The sequence below is a fragment of the Paraburkholderia sp. CNPSo 3281 genome, assembly GCF_024206515.1.
Classification (GTDB): Bacteria; Pseudomonadota; Gammaproteobacteria; order Burkholderiales; family Burkholderiaceae; genus Paraburkholderia; species Paraburkholderia nodosa.
In genome coordinates, this window is the sequence record NZ_JAMBPS010000194.1 from 1 (window position 1) to 558 (window position 558).

General features: G+C 55.0%; 1 rRNA gene. It reads right to left on the reverse strand.

The window, feature by feature from the left end:
• Nucleotides 1-558, reverse strand: a 23S ribosomal RNA gene (locus M3I56_RS40875); the annotation flags it as partial.

A 558-nucleotide genomic window follows, 5' to 3' on the forward strand; every position in this document is an offset into this window, starting at 1 on the left:
CGCAGCCACCAGTTTATTGCAACCCCTTCACCCTTCTGGCGCAAGCCAGTCAAGCTACCAGGGCGTACCTTATCCCGAAGTTACGGTACCAATTTGCCGAGTTCCTTCTCCCGAGTTCTCTCAAGCGCCTTAGAATACTCATCTCGCCCACCTGTGTCGGTTTGCGGTACGGTCACTGTGAAACTGAAGCTTAGAGGCTTTTCTTGGAACCACTTCCAGTTGCTTCTTCACCTAAGTGAATGGCCTCGCACCCTTGAATTCCGCGCCCGGATTTGCCAAAGCGCCTTCTCCAATGCAAGGACCGGGACTTCCAACACCCGGACAACCTTCCGCGATCCGTCCCCCCATCGCATTTCACAATGGTGCAGGAATATTGACCTGCTTCCCATCAGCTACGCATTTCTGCCTCGCCTTAGGGGCCGACTCACCCTACGCCGATGAACGTTGCGTAGGAAACCTTGGGCTTACGGCGAGGGGGCCTTTCACCCCCTTTATCGCTACTCATGTCAGCATTCGCACTTCCGATACCTCCAGCACGCTTTTCAACGCACCTTCGCA